Genomic DNA, 554 nt, shown 5'->3' with positions numbered 1-554 from the left:
ACGATCTCGCCCATGGTGCTGCCGGCCTGATGGACCAGGCTGGAGCCCTCGGCGACCTTGCCGACCGAATCATCGATCAGGCCCTTGATCTCCTTGGCAGCGGCGGCCGAGCGCTGGGCGAGGGTGCGCACCTCGCTGGCAACCACGGCGAAGCCGCGGCCCTGTTCACCGGCACGTGCAGCTTCCACGGCGGCGTTCAGGGCCAGGATGTTGGTCTGGAAGGCGATGCCGTCGATGACACTGATGATCTCGGCGATCTTCTTCGAGGAGGCTTCGATGGCCGACATGGTGGTGACCACCTGGCCGACCACCTCGCCACCCTGCGAGGCGACACCGTGCGCGCCGATGGCGAGCTGGTTGGCCTGGCGGGCGTGTTCGGCGTTCTGGCGCACGGTGGAGGTCAGTTCCTCCATCGAGGCGGCGGTCTCTTCCAGGTTGGCGGCCTGCTGTTCGGTGCGGCGCGACAGGTCGCTGTTGCCGGAGGCGATCTCGCCGGCGGCCAGGGTGATGCTGGAGGCGCTGGCCTGGATCTGGCCGACGATCTGGGTCAGCTG

At 68.2% G+C, this 554-nt stretch carries 1 protein-coding gene; it reads right to left on the bottom strand.

The window, feature by feature from the left end; translation table 11 throughout:
- Positions 1–554 (bottom strand): methyl-accepting chemotaxis protein (locus C9412_RS20450; RefSeq protein ID WP_258190387.1); only part of this gene is annotated, 554 nt, incomplete at both ends.

This window comes from Stenotrophomonas sp. Nf1 (assembly GCF_003028475.1).
Classification (GTDB): Bacteria; Pseudomonadota; Gammaproteobacteria; order Xanthomonadales; family Xanthomonadaceae; genus Stenotrophomonas.
The sequence above is the reverse complement of the archived record's forward strand: the minus strand, read 5'-3'. Positions and strand labels throughout refer to the sequence as shown.